This window comes from Citrobacter sp. EC_71, assembly GCF_019584005.1.
Taxonomy (GTDB): Bacteria; Pseudomonadota; Gammaproteobacteria; order Enterobacterales; family Enterobacteriaceae; genus Citrobacter; species Citrobacter werkmanii.
The window spans coordinates 103,284-119,179 of record NZ_VDAY01000014.1 but is presented as its reverse complement, the minus strand read 5'-3'; the positions used below and the strand labels follow the sequence as shown (position 1 = coordinate 119,179).

At 52.6% G+C, this 15,896-nt stretch carries 13 protein-coding genes; 7 read left to right on the top strand and 6 right to left on the bottom strand.

Translation table 11 applies throughout. The features are described from left to right. Nucleotides 1-44: 44 nt before the first annotated feature. Together yhdP and tldD are read left to right on the top strand one after the other, a co-directional pair. Entirely contained in the window at nt 45-3,845 is a 3,801-nt protein-coding gene (gene yhdP, locus FHD02_RS16190; RefSeq protein WP_137360150.1) for an AsmA2 domain-containing protein YhdP, read from the top strand. A gap of 147 nt (nt 3,846-3,992) precedes the next feature. Next, nucleotides 3,993-5,438: a metalloprotease TldD gene (gene tldD / locus FHD02_RS16185; RefSeq protein WP_220394086.1), complete on the top strand. Its 1,446-nt coding sequence runs from the start codon at nt 3,993-3,995 to the stop codon at nt 5,436-5,438. 86 nt (nt 5,439-5,524) lie between these two features. On the opposite strand, the gene aaeR is transcribed toward tldD, so the two are convergent. Continuing rightward, nucleotides 5,525-6,454, bottom strand: a complete 930-nt coding sequence (gene aaeR / locus FHD02_RS16180; protein WP_137360149.1) for an HTH-type transcriptional activator AaeR — start codon at nt 6,452-6,454, stop codon at nt 5,525-5,527. A gap of 184 nt (nt 6,455-6,638) precedes the next feature. Here aaeR and aaeX point away from each other — a divergent pair, with 184 nt between their 5' ends. The 4 genes from aaeX (at nt 6,639) to FHD02_RS16160 (ending at nt 10,151) form a co-directional block, all read left to right on the top strand. Next, a complete protein-coding gene (aaeX, locus tag FHD02_RS16175) occupies nt 6,639-6,842 on the top strand; it encodes a p-hydroxybenzoic acid efflux pump operon protein AaeX (protein ID WP_003025177.1) in 204 nt (67 codons plus the stop codon). A 7-nt stretch (nt 6,843-6,849) separates the two neighbouring features. Next, nucleotides 6,850-7,782, top strand: a complete 933-nt coding sequence (gene aaeA / locus FHD02_RS16170; RefSeq protein ID WP_038634348.1) for a p-hydroxybenzoic acid efflux pump subunit AaeA — start codon at nt 6,850-6,852, stop codon at nt 7,780-7,782. A gap of 5 nt (nt 7,783-7,787) precedes the next feature. Next, nucleotides 7,788-9,755, top strand: a complete 1,968-nt coding sequence (aaeB, locus tag FHD02_RS16165) for a p-hydroxybenzoic acid efflux pump subunit AaeB (protein WP_137360148.1) — start codon at nt 7,788-7,790, stop codon at nt 9,753-9,755. A gap of 117 nt (nt 9,756-9,872) precedes the next feature. Further along, the gene (locus FHD02_RS16160; RefSeq protein WP_220394085.1) at nt 9,873-10,151 is read left to right on the top strand and encodes a hypothetical protein; all 279 of its coding nucleotides are present in this window, start codon (nt 9,873-9,875) and stop codon (nt 10,149-10,151) included. 56 nt (nt 10,152-10,207) lie between these two features. Here the strand turns inward: FHD02_RS16160 and yhcN are convergent, their stop codons facing one another. Both yhcN and argR read right to left on the bottom strand, forming a co-directional pair. Then, nucleotides 10,208-10,474, bottom strand: a complete 267-nt coding sequence (gene yhcN, locus FHD02_RS16155) for a peroxide/acid stress response protein YhcN (RefSeq protein ID WP_042311328.1) — start codon at nt 10,472-10,474, stop codon at nt 10,208-10,210. A 374-nt stretch (nt 10,475-10,848) separates the two neighbouring features. Next, entirely contained in the window at nt 10,849-11,319 is a 471-nt protein-coding gene (gene argR / locus FHD02_RS16150) for a transcriptional regulator ArgR (protein WP_003025162.1), read from the bottom strand. Nucleotides 11,320-11,755: 436 nt separating this feature from the next. On the opposite strand from argR, the gene mdh reads away from it, so the two are divergent. After that, nucleotides 11,756-12,691, top strand: a complete 936-nt coding sequence (mdh, locus tag FHD02_RS16145; protein WP_038634337.1) for a malate dehydrogenase — start codon at nt 11,756-11,758, stop codon at nt 12,689-12,691. A gap of 94 nt (nt 12,692-12,785) precedes the next feature. On the opposite strand, the gene degS is transcribed toward mdh, so the two are convergent. The 3 genes from degS to zapG all read right to left on the bottom strand — a co-directional run bounded on the left by degS (nt 12,786) and on the right by zapG (nt 15,877). Then, nucleotides 12,786-13,853: an outer membrane-stress sensor serine endopeptidase DegS gene (degS, locus tag FHD02_RS16140; protein ID WP_042311325.1), complete on the bottom strand. Its 1,068-nt coding sequence runs from the start codon at nt 13,851-13,853 to the stop codon at nt 12,786-12,788. Between the two features lie 89 nt (nt 13,854-13,942). Continuing rightward, nucleotides 13,943-15,310 carry a serine endoprotease DegQ gene (gene degQ, locus FHD02_RS16135; RefSeq protein ID WP_042311323.1) on the bottom strand — a complete coding sequence of 456 codons (1,368 nt, stop codon included), beginning with the start codon at nt 15,308-15,310 and terminating at the stop codon, nt 13,943-13,945. Nucleotides 15,311-15,478: 168 nt separating this feature from the next. After that, nucleotides 15,479-15,877 (bottom strand): Z-ring associated protein ZapG, encoded by a 399-nt coding sequence (gene zapG / locus FHD02_RS16130; RefSeq protein ID WP_003025147.1) that lies wholly within the window; start codon nt 15,875-15,877, stop codon nt 15,479-15,481. Between the last annotated feature and the right edge of the window lie 19 nt (nt 15,878-15,896).

Genomic DNA, 15,896 nt, shown 5'->3' with positions numbered 1-15,896 from the left:
TCAAGGGGTGTGAGTCACATTTTTTGGCAGACAAGGAGAGGCGCGTGAGGCGATTGCCGGGGATATTACTGCTCACTGGAGCCGCATTCGTTGTCATTGCAGCGCTGCTGGTCAGTGGACTACGCCTTGCGCTACCTCATCTTGATAGCTGGCGTCCGGCCATTCTCGGTAAGATTGAATCCGCGACCGGTCTGCCCGTTTCCGCCAGCCAACTTTCCGCCAACTGGCAAAATTTCGGCCCTACGCTTGAAGCGCGTGATATCCACGCGCAGCTCAAAGACGGCGGTGAGTTTTCGGTAAAACGCGTCACGTTAGCGCTGGATGTCTGGCAAAGTTTGTTGCACATGCGCTGGCAGTTTCGCGATCTCACCTTCTGGCAACTACAGTTGCGCACCAATACCCCTATCCAGAGTAGTGAAAGCGGAGATGGAATTGAAGCGGGTCACCTCAGCGATCTCTTCCTGCGTCAGTTTGATCATTTCGATCTCCGCGACAGTCAAATTAGCTTTTTAACCCTCTCAGGCCAGCGTGCGGAACTGGCGATTCCTCAGCTTACCTGGCTGAACGGTAAAAACCGGCATCGTGCTGAGGGTCAGGTCAGTCTTTCCAGTCTGACTGGGCAGCATGGCGTTATGCAGGTGCGCATGGATCTGCGCGACGATAATGGGCTATTGAATAATGGTCGGGTCTGGTTGCAGGCCGACGACATTGACGTCAAACCGTGGCTGGGCAAATGGATGCAGGATAATGTCGCGTTGCAAACCGCGCGTTTTAGCCTGGAAGCATGGATGACGATCAATAAAGGCGTCGTCTCCGGGGGGGATGTCTGGCTGAAAAAAGGCGGTGCCAGCTGGCTGGGTGAAAACCGCACGCATACGCTCTCTGTTGATAATCTGACGGCGCACATCAGCCGGGAACAACCGGGCTGGCAATTCTCTATTCCCGATACCCGTATCACCATGGATGATAAACCCTGGCCGAGCGGGGCGTTAACGCTGGCCTGGCTCCCGGAGCAGGAAGTCGGTGGTGAGAATAACAAGCGCAGCGACGAGCTTCGTATTCGTGCCAGTAATCTGGAACTGGCTGGATTAGAAGGGTTGCGCCCGATGGCCTCAAGGTTATCGCCTGCGCTGGGTGATATTTGGCGCGCCACGCAGCCGAGCGGCAAAATAGATGTGCTGGCGCTGGATATCCCATTACAGGCAACAGAAAAGACCCGTTTCCAGTCCTCGTGGACCAATCTGGCCTGGAAACAGTGGAAGTTGTTACCGGGGGCTGAGCATTTCTCCGGTACGCTGGCGGGCAGCGTGGAAAATGGTGCGCTTACTGCCTCCATCAAGCAAGCCCGCATGCCGTATGAGACTGTCTTCCGCGCACCATTGGAAATAGAAAACGGCGTGGCGACGCTAAGCTGGCTGAAGAATGATAAAGGTTTTCAGTTAGATGGGCGCAACATTGATGTCAAAGCGAAAGCGGTACATGCGCGCGGTGGTTTTCGCTATCTGCAACCGACCGGTGACGAGCCATGGTTAGGCATTCTGGCGGGGATCAGTACTGATGACGGCTCTCAGGCCTGGCGCTACTTCCCGGAAAATCTGATGGGCAAAGAGCTGGTTGACTACCTCAGCGGCGCGATTCAGGGTGGCGAAGCGGATAATGCCACGCTGGTGTATGGCGGCAACCCGCATTTGTTCCCGTATCTGCACAATGAAGGGCAGTTTCAGGTCCTGGTGCCGCTACGCAATGCTAAATTCGCCTTCCAGCCCGACTGGCCTGCGTTGACTGACCTCAATATTGAACTGAACTTTATTAACGACGGTCTGTGGATGAAAACGGATGGCGTTAATTTAGGCGGCGTAAAAGCCAGTAACCTGACGGCCAATATTCCCGACTATGCAAAAGAAAAGCTGCTGATTGATGCCGACATCAACGGGCCGGGCAAAGCGGTTGGACCTTATTTTGATGATACGCCGCTAAAAGATTCTCTTGGCGCCACGCTTGAACAGTTGCAGATTGATGGCGATGTGAATGCTCGCTTACATCTCGATATCCCGTTGGATGGCTCGCTGGTTACGGCCAAAGGTGACGTCAATCTGCGTAATAACAGTCTGTTTATTAAACCGCTCGACAGCACGTTGAAGAATTTGACCGGTAAATTCAGCTTTGTGAACGGCGATCTGCAGAGCGAGCCGATGACGGCAAACTGGTTTAATCAGCCGCTGAACGTCGACTTTTCCACTACCGAAGGGGCTAAAGCCTATCAGGTGGCGGTGAATCTGCAAGGCGACTGGCAGCCAAACCGTATGGGGATTTTGCCGCCGCAGGTGAACGATGCGTTAAGCGGCAGTATGGCGTGGAATGGCAAGGTGGGCATCAATCTTCCGTACCATGCCGGGGCGACCTACGACATTGCGTTAAAGAGTGACCTGAAGAATGTAAGTAGTCACTTACCCGCTCCACTGAATAAGGCGGCCGGCGAGGCTCTGCCGGTAAACGTGAAGGCCAACGGCAATCTGCGTAGCTTTGATCTCACCGGCAATGCAGGGAGCAAGAATCACTTTAACAGTCACTGGCTGCTGAATCAGAAGCTGACCCTTGACCGCGCTATCTGGACGTCGGAAAGCCGCACCGTGCCCGCATTACCCGATCAGCAAGGCATTGAACTCAATCTTCCCCCTATGGATGGCGCGCAATGGCTGGCATTGTTCCAGAAAGGCGCTGCGGATAACGTTGGCTCGAACGCCAACTTCCCACAGCGTATCACGGTACGTACGCCATCGTTGTCTCTGGGGGGGCAGCAGTGGAATAATTTGAGTATTGTGTCTGAGCCTTCGGGCAGCGGTTCCAGCGTGCAGGCGCAGGGGCGTGAGATTAACGCCACGCTGGCTATGCGCAATAACGCCCCGTGGCTGGCGAACATTAAATATCTTTATTACAACCCGAGCGCCGCAAAGCCGTCTCCCGGCACAGCGCCAGCGTCGCCTTTCTCTACCATCAATAACGTCAGCTTCCGTGGCTGGCCGGATGTTCAGCTCCGCTGTGCAGAGTGTTGGCTGTGGGGACAGAAATATGGACGTATTGATGCCGATGTGGCGATCAAAGGCGATACGCTCACGTTGAGCAACGGTCTGTTGGATACCGGCTTTGCCAGACTGACAGCCGACGGCGAATGGGTGAATGTGCCGGGTAAAGAGCGTACGTCACTGAAGGGAAAACTGAACGGCAAAAAAATTGACTCTGCCGCCGGTTTCTTTGGCGTATCGACGCCGATTCGTAACTCTTCGTTCAATGTGGAGTACGACCTGCACTGGCGTAATCCACCGTGGGATCCGGATGAAGCGTCGCTGAATGGGATTTTGCGCACCCGGTTGGGCAAAGGTGAACTTACCGAACTTAGTACCGGGCATGCGGGGCAGCTGTTACGCTTGTTAAGCTTTGACGCGTTGCTACGTAAACTGCGCTTTGATTTTAGCGATACCTTCAGTGAAGGCTTCTATTTCGACTCTATTCGCAGCACGGCGTGGATTAAAGATGGCGTGATGCATACCGACGACACGCTGGTGGACGGTCTGGAAGCCGACATCGCGATGAAAGGCTCGGTGAATCTGGTACGCCGTGAACTGGATATGGAAGCGGTTGTTGCACCTGAAATTTCAGCCACCGTTGGGGTTGCCGCCGCGTTCGCCGTCAACCCGATTGTCGGCGCGGCGGTGTTTGCCGCCAGTAAGGTTCTGGGGCCGCTGTGGAGTAAAGTTTCGATTCTGCGTTACCGTATCACCGGTCCGGTTGATAAGCCGCAGATTAACGAAGTTCTGCGTCAGCCGCGCAAAGAAAGCCAGCAATGATTTGACGGGGGCAAGTAATTGCCCCAATCTCAGTACATAGTATTGCCGGATGGAGCAGCGCTTATCCGGCCTACAGTAGCCTAACAACGTAGGCCGGATAAGGCGTTTTTGCCGCCATCCGGCAGAATTAAATGAGTAACCAAAACGATGAGTCTGAACCTGGTAAGTGAACAATTGCTAGCGGCGAATGGCCTGAAACATCAGGATCTGTTTGCCATCCTGGGCCAACTGGCCGAACGCCGTCTTGATTACGGCGATCTCTATTTTCAGTCGAGCTATCACGAATCCTGGGTTTTAGAAGACCGCATCATTAAAGATGGTTCTTACAATATCGATCAGGGTGTTGGCGTGCGTGCCATCAGCGGCGAAAAAACGGGGTTTGCCTATGCAGACCAGATTAGCCTGCTGGCGCTGGAGCAAAGTGCGCATGCTGCCCGGACTATTGTGCGCGACAGCGGCGACGGCAAAGTAAAAACGCTGGGTGCGGTAGAGCATCAGGCGCTTTACACTTCGGTCGATCCGTTACAGAGCATGAGCCGCGAAGAGAAGCTGGATATTCTGCGTCGCGTTGACAGCGTTGCGCGTGCTGCCGACAAGCGCGTTCAGGAAGTAACCGCCAGCCTGACCGGTGTTTATGAGCTGATTCTGGTGGCGGCGACCGACGGTACGTTGGCCGCGGATGTCCGTCCACTGGTGCGTTTGTCGGTCAGCGTACAGGTCGAAGAAGACGGTAAACGTGAGCGCGGCGCGAGCGGTGGCGGCGGTCGCTTTGGCTATGACTATTTCCTTGGCGATCTTGATGGTGACGTTCGTGCCGACGCGTGGGCGAAAGAGGCTGTACGCATGGCGCTGGTCAATCTCTCGGCGGTAGCTGCGCCGGCCGGTACGTTACCGGTGGTACTCGGCGCTGGCTGGCCTGGCGTTCTGCTGCACGAAGCGGTCGGTCATGGTCTGGAAGGCGACTTTAACCGCCGTGGCACCTCGGTATTTAGCGGCCATATGGGTGAACTGGTCGCGTCAGAACTGTGTACTGTTGTGGATGATGGCACCATGGCGGACCGTCGTGGTTCCGTGGCTATTGATGACGAAGGTACGCCGGGCCAGTATAACGTGCTGATCGAAAACGGTATTCTGAAAGGCTACATGCAGGACAAACTGAATGCGCGCCTGATGGGTGTGGCGCCAACGGGGAACGGACGCCGTGAATCTTACACGCACCTGCCGATGCCGCGGATGACCAACACCTATATGTTGCCAGGGAAGTCTACGCCGCAGGAAATCATCGAATCTGTTGAATACGGTATTTATGCGCCTAACTTTGGCGGCGGCCAGGTGGATATCACCTCCGGGAAATTTGTGTTTTCGACGTCCGAAGCGTATCTGATTGAAAACGGTAAAGTGACCAAACCGGTGAAAGGCGCGACGCTGATTGGCTCCGGTATCGAAGCGATGCAGCAAATTTCGATGGTGGGTAACGATCTGAAACTGGATAACGGCGTAGGCGTTTGTGGGAAAGAAGGCCAGAGCCTGCCGGTTGGCGTGGGTCAGCCGACGCTGAAGGTCGATAATTTGACGGTCGGCGGCACCGCATAACATCATGATCCAGGCCCGATAAGCGTCAGTACCATCGGGCATCTTGCCGGATGCGGCATCAACGCCTTATCCGGCCTGGACTCTTCTTATTTCTCTTTCCCTCGACCATACATTCCCTGGAACAGCTGTGCCACATCGACAAAATAATCCGTCAGATAGTTAATTACTACCTGAACCTTAAGCGGCAGTTTGTCTTTTTCGGTATACAGCGCATAGACCGGACGCGGATCCGACTGGTAGCGGGGAAGCAGGATCTCCACTTCGCCGCGATTGATCTCATTGATCACCCACATCAATGGTACATAAGCAATGCCCGCGCCTGCGGCCAGCCAACGCACCAGCGTCATCGGATCGTTGGTGACGAAGCGCCCCTCTGGAATCAGGCGGGTAGAGATCCCCTCCGGGGCGATAAGCTCGAATTCATTATCCGGGCGAACGCTGTATTCCAGCCATGAGTGATTGCTGAGATCGGCTGGTTTTTCCGGAGCGCCAAACTGGGCGAGATAGCTTTTAGCGGCGCAGACCACCATCGGCATGGCCCCCAGACGGCGTGAAAACAGGCTGGAGTCTTGTAACGCGCCGACGCGGATAACCACATCCAGGCCATCGGCAATTAAATCCGGTGCCGGGATGCCAGTGACCAGATTTACCGTCAGACCGGGGTACTCTTTCAGCATTTTCGCTGTCAGCCCGGCGAGGACATTTTGTGCCATGGTTGAAGAACAGCCAATACGCAACGTGCCGATAGGAGTGTTATTAAAGGCATACAGCTGCTCATGCACATCCTGCGCTTCGTGCAGCATGCGACGGCAGCCCTGGTAATAAATTTTACCGGCTTCGGTTAGCCCAATGCTGCGCGTACTGCGGTTTAGCAGTTTGACCTGTAGCTCATCTTCCAGTTTAGAGACCGTCTGGCTTATCGATGAAACGCTCATTTGTAGCTGTCTTGCGGCGGCGGTGAAGGAGCCCAGTTCGACAACTTTGGCGAACACCGACATACGTTTTAATCGTTCCATTATTCACTCTGGCTTAAAAGTGATTTAGATCACATAATATAGATAACAGCATAACAGTTACGTTAATATATTATTATTCAAATAACGGCTATGTCGCTCTCGCCTGGCTCATCCTTGCCCTTCTCTGCGGTGACATACGCTAGAAAATCTATCACCTGCACTCTCTTAAGCTACCAAGGTCAACATGAGTCTGTTTCCCGTTATCGTTGTGTTTGGTTTGTCCTTCCCACCGATTTTTTTCGAATTGCTTTTGTCACTGGCGATTTTCTGGCTGGTGCGCCGGGTGCTGGTTCCCACTGGCATTTATGATTTTGTCTGGCATCCGGCTCTGTTTAACACCGCGCTGTATTGCTGCCTGTTCTATTTAATAACGCGCCTGTTCGTTTGAGGTTGAAGTGAAAACACTAACAAAAAAACTCTCCCGTACGGCCATGACTCTCGTACTGGTCATTCTGGCCTTCATCGCTATTTTTCGCGCATGGGTGTTCTACACCGAGTCGCCGTGGACGCGTGATGCGCGTTTCAGCGCAGATGTCGTCGCCATTGCGCCGGACGTTGCGGGTCTTATTTCCAACGTTAACGTCCATGATAACCAACTGGTGAAAAAGGATCAGGTCCTGTTTACCATCGACCAGCCGCGCTATAAAAAAGCGCTCGAACAGGCCGAAGCCGACGTCTCTTATTACCAGGTTCTGGCGCAGGAAAAACGTCAGGAAGCCGGTCGTCGTAACCGTCTGGGCGTGCAGGCCATGTCTCGTGAAGAGATTGATCAGTCTAACAACGTACTGCAAACCGTATTACACCAGTTGGCGAAGGCGCAAGCGACCCGCGATCTGGCAAAATTGGATCTTGAACGTACCGTTATTCGTGCGCCAGCGGATGGTTGGGTGACTAACCTGAATGTCTACAGCGGCGAATTTATTACCCGTGGCTCCACGGCGGTGGCGCTGGTAAAACAGCACTCGTTCTATGTCCTGGCGTATATGGAAGAAACCAAGCTGGAAGGCGTACGCCCTGGATATCGCGCTGAAATTACCCCGCTTGGTAGCAATAATGTGTTGAAAGGTACCGTTGATAGCGTGGCGGCTGGCGTAACGAATGCCAGCAGCACGCGGGACGCAAAAGGTATGGCGACCATTGATTCCAATCTTGAATGGGTCCGTCTGGCACAGCGTGTGCCGGTGCGCATTCGTCTTGATGAGCAGCAGGGAACTCTGTGGCCAGCCGGGACGACGGCTACCGTTGTTATCACCGGTAAGCAGGATCGCGACGCCAGTCAGGAATCCTTCTTCCGTAAAATGGCGCACCGCCTGCGCGAGTTCGGTTAATTGCGATGGGTATTTTTTCCATTGCCAACCAGCATATCCGCTTCGCGGTAAAACTGGCGTGCGCGATTGTCCTGGCGCTGTTCGTTGGTTTTCACTTTCAGCTTGAGACCCCGCGCTGGGCGGTGTTGACCGCGGCAATTGTGGCAGCTGGTCCGGCTTTTGCCGCCGGTGGAGAACCCTATTCAGGCGCTATCCGCTATCGCGGGATGCTGCGTATCGTCGGGACATTTATTGGCTGCATTGCCGCACTGATCATTATTATCAGCATGATCCGCGCCCCGTTATTGATGATCCTGGTGTGTTGTATCTGGGCCGGTTTTTGTACCTGGATCTCGTCGCTAGTGAAGATCGAGAATTCCTATGCGTGGGGGCTTTCGGGCTATACGGCGCTGATCATCGTCATTACTATCCAGGCTGAACCGCTGTTGACGCCGCAATTTGCGCTCGAACGTTGTAGCGAGATTGTGATGGGGATTGTCTGCGCCATTGTTGCCGATCTGCTCTTTTCACCCCGCTCGGTGAAACAGGAAATTGATGTCGAACTGGACAGCCTGCTGGTGGCGCAGTATCAGCTTATGCAGTTGTGTATAAAGCATGGCGACAGTGAAGAAGTGGACAAAGCCTGGGGCGATTTAGTCCGTCGCACGGCGGCGCTGGAAGGGATGCGCAGCAACCTCAATATGGAGTCTTCACGTTGGGTGCGTGCTAATCGCAGGCTCAAAGCATTAAACACGCTGTCGCTCACGCTTATTACTCAGTCCTGTGAAACTTACCTTATTCAAAATACCCGCCCGGAACTGATCACTGACACCTTCCGCGAGTTGTTCGACACACCGGTTGAAACGGTGCAGGATGTCCATAAACAGTTGAAGCGGATGCGTCGGGTGATTGTCTGGACTGGCGAGCGTGAAACACCGGTTACGATTTATAGCTGGGCAGGTGCGGCGACGCGCTACCTGCTGCTGAAACGCGGTGTGGTGAGTAATACAAAAATTAGCGCAACGGAAGAAGAGATCCTGCAGGGCGAGCCGGTGGTGAAAGTTGAATCAGCCGAACGTCACCATGCGATGGTCAACTTCTGGCGCACCACCCTTTCCTGTGTGCTGGGAACCTTGTTCTGGCTGTGGACCGGCTGGACATCCGGCAGCGGCGCGATGGTGATGATTGCGGTCGTCACCTCGTTGGCAATGCGCTTACCCAACCCTCGGATGGTGGCGATAGATTTTATCTACGGTACGTTGGCGGCATTACCGCTCGGCGCGCTCTATTTTCTGGTGATAATCCCCAATACGCAGCAAAGTATGCTGTTGTTGTGTCTGAGCCTGGCAGTGCTGGGATTCTTTCTGGGAATTGAGGTGCAGAAACGGCGACTGGGATCGATGGGGGCGCTGGCCAGTACTATTAATATTAACGTGCTGGATAACCCAATGACCTTCCACTTTAGCCAGTTTCTTGACAGTGCGTTGGGACAGATTGTTGGTTGTATGCTGGCGTTTCTCGTCATTCTGCTGGTGCGTGATAACTCGCGTGACAGAACCGGTCGCGTGTTGCTCAACCAGTTTGTCTCCGCGGCGGTTTCGGCAATGACCACCAACGTGGTTCGTCGTAAAGAAAACCACCTTCCGGCGCTTTATCAGCAGCTGTTTTTACTGATGAACAAATTCCCCGGCGACCTGGCGAAGTTTCGTCTGGCGCTGACAATGATTATCGCGCATCAGCGTCTGCGCGATGCGCCGATACCGGTAAATGAGGATTTATCTGCGTTCCATCGCCAGCTGCGTCGCACCGCCGATCATGTGATTTCAGCAGGAAATGACGATAAACGCCGACGCTACTTTAGCCAGCTGCTGGAAGAGCTTGAGATCTATCAGGAGAAGTTAATCATCTGGCAAGCCCCTCCACAGGTGACGGAACCGGTAAAACGACTCAGCGGGATGCTACACAAATACCAGCACGCGCTGACCAGCAATTAAGCACAAGAAACCGATGCCAGAAGCGTCGGTTTTTTTATGACTATACTTACCTGAAATGCGGGAGGCCCTGCATATTGGTGGTCCGTAGAGTGACTGGCGTCGGGATGGTGGCTATAGATGAACATCTATACGTTTGATTTTGACGAGATTGAAGACCAGGGGGATTTCTACCGTGAGTTCACGCGCGCATTTGGTCTGGCCCGGGAAAAAGTGGTCGATTTAGATTCTCTGTGGGAGGTCGTTACCGGAGAAGTCTTGCCGCTGCCGCTGGAGATTGAATTTATCCATTTGCCGGACAAACTACGCAGGCGATACGGCGCATTAATATTACTGTTCGATGAAGCGGAAGAAGAGCTGGAAGGGCAGTTACGTTTTAATGTTCGTCACTCAATGTAATACATAAAAAAGCCCCCGGCAGGCGGGGGCAAGTCGTCGGTTTAGACGACGAGGGTTTATTTGTACAGTTCTGCAGTCGCATGCCAGTGAGCACCTTCACGGAGTTCAGTGACGCGATAGCTGCTGGCGCCCGCTTTTTCAGCTTTAGCGGCGATAGCCTGACGCATATCCATTGGTGAGCTACCGATTTGAGATACGGAGATGCTACCCATGGATTGCAGGTTCTGTGCTTCTTGTGAGTTCACCTGAGTAACCGCGGCGCTTGCACCGAAAGAGAGAACAGAAAGAAGGCTTAAAGCTGCAACAGTAGTTTTGATTTTCATGATATTTACCTCGTCGAATTCTTTTATTGTGGGTCTTGTTTCGTGACCCTCATCACAAAATCAAGTATACACTAATAACGCGATAAATTAATACCACGCTAATTGTTTCTGTGGTTATTAAGTTTTAAAAAGATTATTTTTTATAACTAAAAGGAATTAAAATCAGCCTTTTTAACTACTATATAGAAATAAATTAAGTAAAATCAATGGGATATTGGATTTTGCAAAATGTGCGTTTTTCAGCCTTCATATTCACTGCGTGAATGAGTTTTAGTGGTTAAACGCACCATTTGTTAAATGAATGGCAGTGGAAAATAGAACAAAGAGGGGAAAGTAGAGGTTTTTCCCCGCCGGGAGACGACGGGGAGGAGGCATTACAGTTCTTGTTCGAACAGCTCCAGAATGGCTTCGTACAGATCTTTTACCGTAAAACCCTTAGCTGGTGTGGTGAAGATGGTATCGTCACCGGCAATCGTTCCCAAAATACCTTCCGCTTTACCCAACGAATCCAGCAGACGGGCAATCAACTGAGCAGCGCCGGGGCTGGTGTGAATAACCACGACCGCATCGTTATAGTCGATATCCAGTACCAAATTCTTCAGCGGGCTGGAGGTTGTAGGCACCCCCAACTCTGCCGGCAGGCAGTACACCATTTCCATTTTCGCATTGCGGGTACGCACCGCGCCAAACTTGGTCAGCATGCGTGAAACCTTGGACTGATTGATATTATCAAAGCCCTGATCCTGCAATGCGAGGACGATTTCGCCCTGAGAGCTGAACTTTTCTTCTTTAAGTAGCGCTTTAAACGCCTTCACTAATTCTTCTTGTTTTGCCGAGCTTCGCATAAGTCACCCGTAATATGGCGGTAGAAACAACATTATTGTGCATACAGATGAATTTTTATGCAAACGGTCTGCCCTGCTAAAGGCTGAAATAATGTTATGAAAGAGCGGAATTTTATCAAATTTCGTTATCAAGAAACATGCCTGTGTCACGGCGCGCAAATAAGGTTAAAAGTAAATTAATTGTTATCAAATTGATGTTGTTTTGAGAGGCGGGTAGGGTATATTGTCAGCACCTGTTGGAAAGTTGCTCTACTGTGCGGGTGCTTTTGAATTACGTAACTTAGGTTTTATTTTACGTAAGTTAAATGCATAAAAGCCAAATTTGCGTGACTACGCATTCTTGACGCGTGGTTGTTGTATTCGTTGGATTTGTGGATTAAGGTCGCCGCCGCGGAGCAATAGACACTTTGCTTATCAATATAATAAGGAGTTTAGGATGAAAGTTGCAGTCCTCGGCGCTGCTGGTGGTATCGGTCAGGCGCTAGCATTACTGTTAAAAACCCAACTGCCTTCAGGTTCAGAACTCTCCCTGTACGACATCGCTCCAGTAACACCTGGTGTGGCCGTTGATTTGAGCCATATCCCTACTGCTGTGAAAATCAAAGGCTTCAGCGGTGAAGACGCTACCCCTGCACTGGAAGGTGCTGATGTAGTACTGATCTCTGCGGGTGTCGCGCGTAAACCGGGTATGGATCGTTCCGACCTGTTCAACGTCAACGCCGGTATCGTGAAGAACCTTGTGCAGCAGGTTGCTAAAACCTGTCCGAAAGCATGTATCGGTATTATCACCAACCCGGTGAACACGACCGTTGCTATCGCTGCAGAAGTGCTGAAAAAAGCAGGCGTATACGATAAGAACAAACTGTTTGGCGTGACCACGCTGGACATTATCCGCTCCAATACCTTTGTTGCGGAACTGAAAGGCAAACAGCCTGGCGACGTTGAAGTCCCGGTTATTGGCGGCCACTCTGGCGTGACCATTCTGCCATTGCTGTCACAAATTCCTGGCGTAAGCTTCACCGAGCAAGAAGCGGCTGACCTGACCAAACGTATCCAGAACGCGGGTACTGAAGTTGTGGAAGCTAAAGCCGGTGGCGGATCTGCTACCCTGTCCATGGGTCAGGCCGCAGCACGTTTCGGCCTGTCACTGGTTCGCGCACTGAGCGGCGAAAAAGGCGTGGTTGAATGTGCTTACGTTGAAGGCGACGGCCAGTATGCTCGTTTCTTCTCTCAGCCGCTGCTGCTGGGTAAAAACGGCGTAGAAGAACGTCAGTCTATCGGTAAGCTGAGTGCGTTTGAGCAAAGCGCGCTGGAAGGCATGCTGGACACGTTGAAGAAAGATATCACTCTGGGCGAAGAGTTCGTTAAGTAAGAACTGCCAGAAAATAAAAAACCGGAGCCTGGCTCCGGTTTTTTTATGCACCACACTTTTATAGCCGGATAAAGTACGTTATCCGGTGCTAACGTCAGTTTGTCGCAGGGTATTCCTGAATCGTCACCTGCAGCGTCAGCTGTTTGTCATCGCGCATCACGACGACGGAGATAACCGAACCGGGGCGAATTTCAGCCACCTGGTCCATGGTCTCAAGCGCGGATACCGCCGGTTTATTATTGACCGAGATGATCAAGTCGTTGACCTGAATACCGGCCTGCGCTGCCGGACCGTCCGGAGCCACTTCGTTAACCACGATCCCCTGAATTTGATCCATTCCGCCGCCCTGCGCATGCAGTGGCGCAATTTCACGACCGCTGATGCCGATGTAGCCGCGTATCACGCGCCCGTCACGAATCAGCTTATCCATGATTTTGGTCGCCAACTGAAACGGAATGGCGAAGCCAATACCTTCGGGGGTTTCGCCGTCGTTGCTCTTATCAAATGACAGCGTATTAATGCCCATCAGTTCCCCCAATGAGTTGACCAGCGCACCGCCGGAGTTACCGTGGTTGATGGAGGCATCCGTTTGCAGGAAGTTTTGCCGCCCAGTTGGGTTCAGGCCAATACGGCCGGTGGCGCTGATAATCCCCTGAGTGATGGTTTGCCCAAGGTTGTACGGGTTACCAATGGCGAGAACCACATCGCCGATGTGCGGCACGCGTTTATTATTAATTGGGATGGTCGGCAGGCCGCCAGTCGCGTTGATTTTCAGCACTGCAAGGTCGGTTAACGTATCAGAGCCAACAAGCAGCGCTTCAAATACACGCCCATCCTGTAATGCGACGATGATTTGGTCAGCATCATTAATGACGTGCTTATTGGTAATGATATAGCCGCGCTGATCCATGATAACGCCTGAGCCGAGCGTACGGATCTCAAGCTGGTTATGTGCTGTGCTGTTCATACTGCGGTTATAAACGTTAACGACGGCAGGAGCAGCACGGCGAACCGCCGAGTTATAGCTGGCGGGCGTTTCATCTGCACTGTCGAACTGCGGTGTAGTAAGGGTATTAATTTTGCGCAGAGAGGGCATCGCCGCCAGCAGAATGGCGCCGACGATTAAACCAATCGCGACCGAACGTAAAAGCTTCACAAACATGATGGCGGCGTCATTAAAAAAGGGAACGGCAGCAGCATATCACGAGTTAACCGGACATCACACGGGGGGCTGATGTCCGGTTTAATGCATTACCGCAGGAGTAGGTAAATACTGTCGTTACCGCGAACCACCTGCAGAGCGATAATCGCCGGTTTCGCTTCCAGCACCTTACGCATTTCGGCAATCGAGTTTACGCGATCGCGGTTAACGCCAATGATAACGTCATCTTTATGCAGACCAGCCTGTGCGGCTGGACTACTTTTTTCAACGTTATCTATTTTGATGCCTTTAGTGCCATCTTTTAACTGACCATCACTGAGCGTAGCGCCTTGCAACGCAGGGGCGATCATTTCCGCACTGGCGGACGATGATGTGCTGGTATCCAGGGTGACTTCAACCTCCAGCGGTTTACCGTTACGCAGCAGCCCCAGTTTGACCTTGGTTCCTGGTTCAGTTGTCGCAATGCGTGAACGCAGTTCGGCAAAGCTGCTGAGTGGTTTACCGTTGAGACTGGTAATGACGTCACCGGATTTCACCCCCGCCTTGGCAGAACCTGAGTTGGGCAGAACCTCGCTGACAAACGCCCCGCGCTGCACATTCAGATTGAACGCTTTGGCGATGTCGGCGGTCATTTCGGTACCTTTAATCCCTAACAGACCGCGTTTGATTTCGCCAAACTGCATCAACTGTTGGGCCAGCGTGCGCGCCATGTTGCTTGGGATCGCAAAGCCAATCCCGATGCTGCCGCCGCCGGGCGCCAGAATCGCGGTGTTAATGCCAATCAACTCACCGTTGAGGTTAAGCAGCGCGCCGCCGGAGTTGCCCCGGTTGATGGACGCATCGGTCTGAATAAAGTTTTCCAGACCCTCCAGGTTCAGCCCGCTGCGACCCAATGCCGATACAATGCCGGAAGTGGCGGTTTGCCCGAGACCGAACGGGTTACCCACGGCCACCGCGAAATCACCCACGCGGAGTTTGTCGGAGTCGGCAATGGCGATTTGCGTCAGGTTACTGGGGTGTTGAATTTGCAGCAGGGCGATATCGCTCTGATCGTCACTGCCGATCAGCTTCGCGTCGAACTCTCGGCCATCATTAAGCTGAACGCTGATTTTTTGCGCCTGATTAATGACGTGGTTATTGGTCAGGACGTAGCCTTTTGCGGCATCAATAATGACCCCTGAGCCCAGCCCTTCAAAAGGTTGTGAAGGTTGGTCGGGAAGCTCATCACCAAAAAATTTTTTAAACTCTTCCGGGACTTTTTGTCCTTGAACAGCGGTGCCTTCGACCCTAACGCTCACCACGGCAGGTAACACTTTCTCCAGCATCGGGGCAAGGCTGGGAAGCGCAGCCTGACCGGGAACCTGGCCGGGAATCGACGCAACGGCCGGGAATGGCGCCGAGAGAGTTAACCCGACACTTAACGCTAATGCACTCAACAGCTGGGTTTGTTTTTTCATGGATCCTGCTCTCGTACCTTGAGTAAACGGAAGATGATTCAAAACAGTTTGATGTTATTGAATTTTCGGTTTGGTCACAATGAGGCTAACGACTAAATAATAGCTGGGACGGGAAGAGAAGCGGAGGGCGCAATTACTGCGCCCAATAAATTTCTTAACGATGTGCGTTTAGTCGCGCTTTGCGCCACTACGCAGCAGGCCGGAGGCTCCTTCAGAATAGTCACGCGGCATCTGAACCGGCGCCTGATCGTTGCCAGCTTCGGACTCTGCCAGACGATTACGGAACGGGTTGTTTTCCGGCGACATACCCGGCAGCAGGTTGCTCGAGCTTTTCGCCATATGCTGGTAGATCTGACGATAATCGTCCGCCATGTTATCCAGCAATTCAGCGCTGCGGGCAAAGTGGCTCACCAGCTCTTCACGGTACTCTTCCAGCTCAGCTTTATTTTTTTCCAGTTCGTACTGCAATGCCTGCTGTTGGCGTAATTTACGATTACCAAAACGCATGGCTACAGCACCAATAATGATACCGACGACTAACCCAATTAGCGCATATTCCCAGGTCATGAACATCTCCCGTTGTCTT

What these genes read in the sequence shown, in the direction of transcription:
- tldD (WP_220394086.1), top strand. Translation starts at nt 3,993, where the DNA reads ATGAGTCTGAACCTGGTAAGTGAACAATTGCTAGCGGCGAATGGCCTG.
- aaeR (WP_137360149.1), bottom strand. Translation starts at nt 6,454, where the DNA reads ATGGAACGATTAAAACGTATGTCGGTGTTCGCCAAAGTTGTCGAACTG.
- aaeX (WP_003025177.1), top strand. Translation starts at nt 6,639, where the DNA reads ATGAGTCTGTTTCCCGTTATCGTTGTGTTTGGTTTGTCCTTCCCACCG.
- aaeB (WP_137360148.1), top strand. Translation starts at nt 7,788, where the DNA reads ATGGGTATTTTTTCCATTGCCAACCAGCATATCCGCTTCGCGGTAAAA.
- FHD02_RS16160 (WP_220394085.1), top strand. Translation starts at nt 9,873, where the DNA reads ATGAACATCTATACGTTTGATTTTGACGAGATTGAAGACCAGGGGGAT.
- yhcN (WP_042311328.1), bottom strand. Translation starts at nt 10,474, where the DNA reads ATGAAAATCAAAACTACTGTTGCAGCTTTAAGCCTTCTTTCTGTTCTC.
- argR (WP_003025162.1), bottom strand. Translation starts at nt 11,319, where the DNA reads ATGCGAAGCTCGGCAAAACAAGAAGAATTAGTGAAGGCGTTTAAAGCG.
- mdh (WP_038634337.1), top strand. Translation starts at nt 11,756, where the DNA reads ATGAAAGTTGCAGTCCTCGGCGCTGCTGGTGGTATCGGTCAGGCGCTA.
- degS (WP_042311325.1), bottom strand. Translation starts at nt 13,853, where the DNA reads ATGTTTGTGAAGCTTTTACGTTCGGTCGCGATTGGTTTAATCGTCGGC.
- degQ (WP_042311323.1), bottom strand. Translation starts at nt 15,310, where the DNA reads ATGAAAAAACAAACCCAGCTGTTGAGTGCATTAGCGTTAAGTGTCGGG.
- zapG (WP_003025147.1), bottom strand. Translation starts at nt 15,877, where the DNA reads ATGACCTGGGAATATGCGCTAATTGGGTTAGTCGTCGGTATCATTATT.